6 protein-coding genes are annotated in these 7,659 nt (G+C 45.1%); all 6 read left to right on the top strand.

Translation table 11 applies throughout. The features are described 5' to 3' along the window. Positions 1-156 precede the first annotated feature (156 nt). The 6 genes from hpf to V7Z60_RS07895 all read left to right on the top strand — a co-directional run bounded on the left by hpf (position 157) and on the right by V7Z60_RS07895 (position 7,427). The gene (gene hpf / locus V7Z60_RS07920; RefSeq protein WP_003692505.1) at positions 157-717 is read left to right on the top strand and encodes a ribosome hibernation-promoting factor, HPF/YfiA family; all 561 of its coding nucleotides are present in this window, start codon (positions 157-159) and stop codon (positions 715-717) included. A gap of 255 nt (positions 718-972) precedes the next feature. Then, entirely contained in the window at positions 973-3,336 is a 2,364-nt protein-coding gene (secA, locus tag V7Z60_RS07915) for a preprotein translocase subunit SecA (RefSeq protein WP_334117294.1), read from the top strand. Positions 3,337-3,454: 118 nt separating this feature from the next. Beyond that, positions 3,455-4,571 (top strand): peptide chain release factor 2 gene (prfB, locus tag V7Z60_RS07910; RefSeq protein WP_334117293.1). Its coding sequence is split into 2 segments (ribosomal slippage): positions 3,455-3,526 and positions 3,528-4,571, totalling 1,116 coding nucleotides; the frame shifts between segments, so codons are not numbered across the junction. A 107-nt stretch (positions 4,572-4,678) separates the two neighbouring features. Further along, on the top strand, positions 4,679-5,374 hold the full coding sequence (ftsE, locus tag V7Z60_RS07905) for a cell division ATP-binding protein FtsE (RefSeq protein WP_334117292.1): 696 nt from the start codon (positions 4,679-4,681) through the stop codon (positions 5,372-5,374). Beyond that, complete coding sequence (ftsX, locus tag V7Z60_RS07900; RefSeq protein ID WP_334117291.1) at positions 5,355-6,242, top strand: permease-like cell division protein FtsX; 888 nt, start codon at positions 5,355-5,357, stop codon at positions 6,240-6,242. Before ftsE ends, ftsX begins: the two co-directional genes overlap by 20 nt. A gap of 126 nt (positions 6,243-6,368) precedes the next feature. Continuing rightward, the gene (locus tag V7Z60_RS07895; protein WP_334117290.1) at positions 6,369-7,427 is read left to right on the top strand and encodes a flagellin N-terminal helical domain-containing protein; all 1,059 of its coding nucleotides are present in this window, start codon (positions 6,369-6,371) and stop codon (positions 7,425-7,427) included. The last annotated feature ends 232 nt before the right edge of the window (positions 7,428-7,659 follow it).

The raw sequence follows: 7,659 nt of genomic DNA, 5'->3' as shown, positions 1-7,659 counted from the left end.
ATGAAATTGTGAAGGTTATTTATTTTTTTAAATATCTTAAGGCTTTTGATTGTTATTTAAAGCGTTTTCTATTATAATATAGGTGTAGATGAGATATGAGACATCATATCAAACCTTCTGAGCAAGGATGTTCAGAAGCGAAAGGAGAGGTTTACCATGTTAAAAATCAATGTTCGTGGTGAAAATATCGAAGTTACTGGTTCAATTCGCGAATACGTCGAAAAGAAGCTTGCAAAGCTCGAGAAGTATTTCGAAGACACGTCCAGTTCAACGGCTCACGTAAATTTAAAAGTTTATTCGGATAAGAATTGCAAGGTTGAAGTTACAATTCCTCTTCCGTATCTTGTTTTAAGAGCCGAAGAAACCTCACCTGATATGTATGCAAGTATTGACTTGGTAACCGATAAGCTTGAACGCCAGATTAGAAAGCACAAGACAAAGCTTAACCGTAAGTCGCGCGAAAAGGGTTTCAAGACATTTGAGTTCGTCCCGACGGCTGATCCCAAGGAAGCAGCCGCAGAAGACAAGAAATTCGAGATTGTTCGTACGAAGAGTGTTTCATTGAAGCCGATGGATGCTGAGGAAGCAATCTTGCAAATGGACATGTTGGGTCATGATTTCTTCATCTACGAAGATGCTGAAACTTCAGGCATCGACATTGTTTATCGTCGTCGCGACGGGCGTTATGGCTTAATCGAAGCAAGCGATGAAGAATAATTGAATTGAATTTTAAAGAACCCGGGTTAGTTTTCCGGGTTCTTTTTGTCATGATGACGATTTGAAAAATGCAGACCAAAGCATAGAATATGCTCAGGATTTGATGAATCAGGCGTTAGTTCGGACGCCATGGTGATAATTGAAGCTTTCCCTTTAATTTATTTGAAAATAATGATAAAATGTAGATTGGTATACTGAATAATAAAAATAACCATTATAAAAGTTAAAAGCAGTTAGAAAGGATTTATGAAGTAAATGGCTAATATCCTTAAAAAATGGGTTGAAAGCGACAATCGCGAACTTAAGCGATTGACTAAAATTGCTGATAAAGTAGAGGCCTATGCGCAAGACATGGCTGAGCTGTCAGATGATGAGCTTAAGGCAAAGACCCCTGAATTCAAAAAACGTTACCAGGCGGGCGAAACGCTTGACGATCTCTTGCCAGAAGCGTTTGCGGTAGCCCGCGAAGGTGCCAAGCGCGTTCTTGGACTTTATCCCTATCATGTTCAGATTATCGGCGGAATCGTCCTGCACGAAGGCAATATTGCCGAAATGAAGACGGGCGAAGGTAAAACTTTGACGGCTACGATGCCCGTTTACCTGAATGCTCTTGCAGGCGAGGGCGTTCATGTCGTTACGGTCAACGAATATCTTTCATCGCGTGATGCGACCGAAATGGGAGAACTTTACAATTGGCTCGGACTCAGCGTCGGCTTGAACATTACGAGCAAAACTCCCGAAGAAAAACGCGAGGCATACAATTGTGACATCACTTACTCGACAAACAGCGAACTCGGTTTTGACTATCTTCGCGACAACATGGTCGTTTATCGCGAGGATATGGTACAGCGTCCGCTCAATTTCTGCATCGTTGATGAAGTCGATTCCATCCTGATTGACGAAGCCCGTACCCCATTGATTATTTCGGGTCAGGCAACGGGAACGACGCTCCTTTATACGAGAACCGACCGTTTTGCCAAAACATTGGAGAAGGACAAGGATTTTAAGATCGATCTTGAATCAAAGACGGTTTCGTTGACTGAACAGGGAATTCGCAAAGGCGAACAGTATTTTGGCACGCAAAATCTGTTCGACCCTGACAATACGGCATTGAATCACCACCTGGACAATGCGTTGAGAGCAAACTACATCATGATCCGCGACAAGGATTATGTTGTTCAGGACGGAGAAGTCCTGATTGTCGATCAGTTTACGGGGCGTATCATGGACGGACGCCGTTATTCTGACGGTCTGCACCAGGCAATCGAGGCCAAGGAACACGTTGAAATCGAAGAAGAAACAAAGACAATGGCCAACATTACCTATCAGAACTTCTTCAGAATGTATAAGAAGCTTTCCGGTATGACCGGGACTGCCAAGACGGAAGATGAAGAATTCCGTGAAATTTACAATATGGAAGTCATTTCGATTCCGACGAACAAGCCCGTTATTCGTGACGATCGCCCGGATATTTTGTATCCTAATCTCAAGAGCAAGTTCAAGGCCGTAGTTGAGGACATTAAAGAACGACATGCCAAGGGGCAGCCGATTCTTGTCGGAACCGTTGCGGTCGAAACAAGCGAACTGCTTTCAGCGATGCTTGATCAGGCCGGAATCCCGCATGCTGTTCTGAATGCCAAAAACCATGCCAGGGAAGCTGAAATCATCATGAATGCCGGACAGCGCGGTGCCGTTACGATTGCAACGAACATGGCCGGGCGCGGTACTGATATCAAGCTTGGACCTGGGGTTCGTGAAATTGGCGGATTAGCCGTCATCGGGACCGAACGACACGAGTCACGTCGTATCGACAACCAGTTGCGTGGTCGTTCAGGACGTCAGGGAGACCCCGGCGTATCACAATTCTATCTCTCGCTTGAAGACGATCTGATGCTTCGTTTCGGTACGGACAGAGTTAAGCGTTTCTTGGAAACGATGAATCTGGATGATGAAGATGCCGTGATTCAATCCAAGATGATTACGAAACAAGTCGAATCTGCGCAAAAGCGTGTTGAAGGCAATAACTATGATACACGCAAGCAGGTTCTTCAATATGACGATGTCATGAGGGCTCAGCGTGAGGTCATCTATAAGCAGCGTCAGCAAGTCATTATGGAAGAGAAATCATTGAAGCCCGTCATCATGCCGATGATCAGGCGTACGGTTGAGCACGTGGTGCAGATGCATGCGGTCGGAGAACAAAATGAATGGGATCTTCAGGGAATCGTTGATTTTGCCGTTTCGGCAATGGTTCCTGAGGACAGCATTTCCGTAAGCGATCTTGAAGGAAAGTCAGTTGATGAAATGGTTTCGTATTTGATGGATCGTGCCGAAGCAAATTACAAGATGAAGGAAAAGCAGCTTTACGATGCAAGTCAGATGCTGGAATTTGAAAAGGTAGTTATTTTGCGTGTCGTTGACTCGCACTGGACCGATCACATTGATGAAATGGATCAGTTGCGCCAGTCAATCGGACTTCGCGGCTACGGTCAGCTGAATCCTTTGGTCGAATACCAGTCTGACGGTTTCAAGATGTTTGAGCAAATGATTGGCGACATTGAATATGAAGTGACTCGTTTGTTCTTGAAGGCTGAAATTCGCCAGAACATCAGACGTTAACAAGCAGGAATCAAAAAGGCGGTTAACTAACGGACGGCATAAAGTGCTGATCATGCACTGGATTTGCCTCGGGTCGGCTGCCTTTTTTATGGATAACCAACCATTAGGAGGGTCAATAATGGAATACAGTGATTATAAGAAAGAAATCGGGGCCATGAGTGCCAGGATCTCGGACTTTAGGGGGTCTCTTTGACTTAGACGGGTTGCAGGAGGCGATAGCCGACAATGAATCTAAGATGGCAGATCCTGATTTCTGGAACAATCAGGAAGAAGCTCAGAAAGTCATCAATGAAAACAATGAATTAAAAAATAAATATGACAATTTCAACCAGCTTGAAGAGTCAGTCGAAGATTTGGAAGTTTTGCTTGAAATGGTTCAGGAAGAAGATGATGATGAACTTGTTTCAGAATTGGCGGAAAAGTTCGAGCTTGCTCAAAAGAAGATGCAGGATTATCAGCTGTCACTGCTTTTGAACGGCAAGTACGACAAGGACAATGCGATTTTGGAACTTCATCCGGGAGCAGGCGGGACCGAATCTCAGGATTGGGGATCGATGCTTCTCAGAATGTATACTCGCTGGGCAGAACAACACGGATTCAGCGTTGAAACGGATGATTATCAAGCTGGAGACGAAGCTGGAATCAAGTCTGTTACGCTGACCATTTCCGGGCACAATGCCTATGGATATCTGAGAAGCGAAAAAGGCGTGCACCGCCTGGTTCGCATCTCTCCTTTTGATTCGGCCGGCAGACGTCACACGTCATTTTGTTCGGTAAACGTAATGCCCGAACTTGATGATGACGTTGAGGTTGATTTGCGGCCTGAAGACATTAAAATGGAAGTTTTCCGCTCCTCGGGCGCCGGCGGTCAGCATATTAACAAAACTTCATCAGCCGTTCGTCTGATTCACATTCCGACCGGAATCGTCGTCTCAAGTCAGGCACAGCGGTCACAATTCCAAAACCGTGCGACTGCTGAAAAAATGCTGCGTTCAAAACTTTATCAAATGGAACTGGAAGAACAGGAAAAGAAGCGTGCCGCCATTCAGGGCGAACAATTGGACATCGGTTGGGGTTCCCAAATCAGATCATATGTTTTCCACCCGTATTCAATGGTCAAGGATCATCGAACGAATTATGAAACAGGCAACATTTCAAGCGTAATGGACGGAGATCTTGACGGGTTCATCAATGCATATCTGCAATGGAATCTGAAGAAGGAAAATCCGCGTTGATCAAGATAAGCAAATGATACCTAAATGTAACAACTGTGAAAAAAACGTTACCTTATAAATGTTATAATGTAAAGTGTTGTTAATGAATTAGGAAGGGAGAAGTTCCTTTGATTGAATATAAGAACGTTGTCAAAGAATATCCGAACGGTGTTTTAGCAACTGATCACATCTCGCTTAAAATCGAACAGGGCGAATTTGTCTATGTCGTTGGGCCAAGCGGTGCCGGTAAGTCAACTTTCATCAAGATGATGTATCATCAGGAAGTTCCGACTTCAGGCGAGATTAAAGTCAACGAATATGAACTTGAAAAAATGAAAAACAGCGAAGTGCCATACTTGCGGCGCGAACTTGGAGTTGTTTTTCAGGATTTCAAGCTGTTGCCTCGTCTGACTGTTTTTGAAAACATTGCCTACGCGCTCCAAGTTATTGAAAAAGAACCGGAAGAAGTACAAAAACGGGTCGTTCGCGTGCTTGATCTTGTCGGTCTTTCTCATAAGGCAGAAAGTTTTCCAAATGAATTGTCCGGTGGCGAACAGCAGCGCATCGCGATTGCGCGAGCTATTGCAAACAAGCCGAGCATTCTGATTGCGGATGAACCGACCGGAAATCTTGACCCGGAAACGGCAGAAGGAATCATGGAAATCATTGAACGCATCAATAATGACGGCACGACCGTCGTTATGGCAACTCACAACAGTTATATCGTCAATGAATACAAGCATCGTGTCATTGAGATTGCCGATGGCCGCATTATTCGCGATCAAGAGGGAGGAGAATACGAAGATGAAATCAGTAACGATTAAACGACATCTGCGTGAGAGTTTTAAAAGTCTCAAGCGCAACGGTTGGATGTCGGTTGCTGCCGTCAGTGCCGTAACCGTTACGCTCCTTTTGGTCGGCGTACTGCTGTCAATTTTGTTAAACGTCAACAAGGTTGCGACCGATATTGAAAATGATGTCCAGGTCCGGGTCATTATCGATCGCGGCACGAATAAGAAGCAGGAAGCTGCTTTGAAGAAAAAGCTTGAGAAAATTGACGGCGTTAAGAAGATTGAATTTTCGAGCAAGAAAAAAGAACTGGACAATGTCGTCGGTGTTTACGGCAAAGAGTTCAATTTGTTCAAAGGCGACGAAAATCCGCTTTCTGATGTCTATGTCGTGAGTGCAGCGACGCCGAAGAAAACGATTACCGTTGCGAAAAAGGCCAGGAAGCTGAGGCACGTATCCGATGCGAAGTATGGCGGTGCATCAGCCAAGAAGCTTTTCAGCGTTGTTGCAAGCATTCAGCGCTGGGGCATTACAATCAGTTTGCTGCTGTTGTTTGTGGCGGTCTTCCTGATTTCGAATACGATTAGAATTACGATTTTATCGCGTAAAAATGAAATTGCGATTATGCGTCTGGTTGGTGCCACCAACGGTTATATCCGTTGGCCGTTCATTCTGGAAGGCGCATGGACCGGGCTTTTAGGTGCAATTCTGCCGATTTTGATTGTTGATGGCCTGTATGTCTGGATGTATGACGTGATTACGGCATCATTGTCCGGAACAAGCTATTCTCTTTTGACTCCTGGAACGTTCCTTTGGGAAATTGACGTTCTTTTAGCTGCAATCGGGATTATTATCGGTGCACTTGGTTCCGGTCTTTCGATGAGTCGTTTCTTGAAAATATAGGCAGGCTTCAGGTACTGTATTTTATCCGAAAAAGACTTTCTCATTCGTGGGAAAGTCTTTTTTCAGCTTTAAATCAAGATTTTATGGCCGATATCCAAGAGTGAATGAAGGAAAGGGTGATGGAGCATGCGAATTAATACGAACGTTGATGCGATGCGCGCATATTCAAGCTATGCGACCTGGAATGCGGCTAAAAGCAATGCGCTTTTGAGAATTTCGTCCGGAAAGAGAATCAATTCATTTGCGGACAATCCTGCCGGAGCATGCATCGCAGTAAAGATGGGGGCCCAGGTCAGCGGGCTGAAAGTTGCCAAACGAAATGCCCAGGACGGAATATCGCTGATTCAAACAGCGGAAGGAGCCTTAAACGAAACGCACAGCATTTTGGGAAGAATGCGCGATTTGGCAGTCCAGGCCGCTAACGGGACATTGACCTATGAAGATCGTTCCGCAATCGATAAGGAGTTTCAGGCCCTGCGTCAGGAAATTGATCGAATTGGCAACAGCAGCCAATTCAATACGATTAACTTGCTGGACGGGTCAAGTCCCAGAATAACTTTGCAAGTCGGTGCAAATGTCGGACAAACGATGGATGTCGAACTCAGCGACATGCGTTTTGACGCAATTTTCAAAACGACGAACGGCAAACTCAGTGTAACCGATGCCAACGGACAGTCGGTTGATGTCGAAATGAGCCTTTGCGGCAGCCAGGAAACCGTAAAAAAATATAATGCCGCAAAAGATGCCTACAATGCAGCATCCAACAGTCTGGCTTTGGCCAGGGCCAACGGACAGAACACTTCTGCCTTGGAACAGGAGGTTGCCGTAAAGAAAGCTGCCTTTGAAAAGGCGGGTCAGGATCTTAATCGTGAAGGACAAAATTATGCAACGATCGTCATGAATCAGGTCGACAAGGCAATCAGCAACGTTTCGCTTCAGCGTGCCGGACTTGGTGCGACGCAAAATGCCTTGCAGCATACGATTAATTATCTTGAAAACAGCGCAATCAATCTTGCCGATGCGCAGTCAAGAATTGAAGACTGCGATATTGCTGAAGAAATGATGAATTTTACCAAGGCAAATCTGATGTCTCAAGTGGCGGCCGCGATGCTTGCGCAGGCAAATGCAGAGCCGAACACGGTACTTACGCTGCTTAACAGTTTACCTAAGGCAAATGCGTTTTGATGTATTTGAAGAGGCTGGGAAAAACTCCTTTTTTAAATGAGATGCCGAACAAAAGCGGTTGTAATTCGACTGATTTTGTCCGGCATTCTTTCAATTTTGAGACATGAAAACCTTATTTTTTAAATGCAGTGCTGAGAATCGCCTGCTCAATCAGGCAAGGTGTGAAGACCAGCCGCTTAACAAGGCGGTAGATAAGGAGGGGCGCGAGTGATCAGCGCAAGCGCAGTCGCGA

It is taken from the genome of Ligilactobacillus sp., from assembly GCF_036846325.1.
Classification (GTDB): Bacteria; Bacillota; Bacilli; order Lactobacillales; family Lactobacillaceae; genus Ligilactobacillus.
The sequence above is the reverse complement of the archived record's forward strand: the minus strand, read 5'-3'. Positions and strand labels throughout refer to the sequence as shown.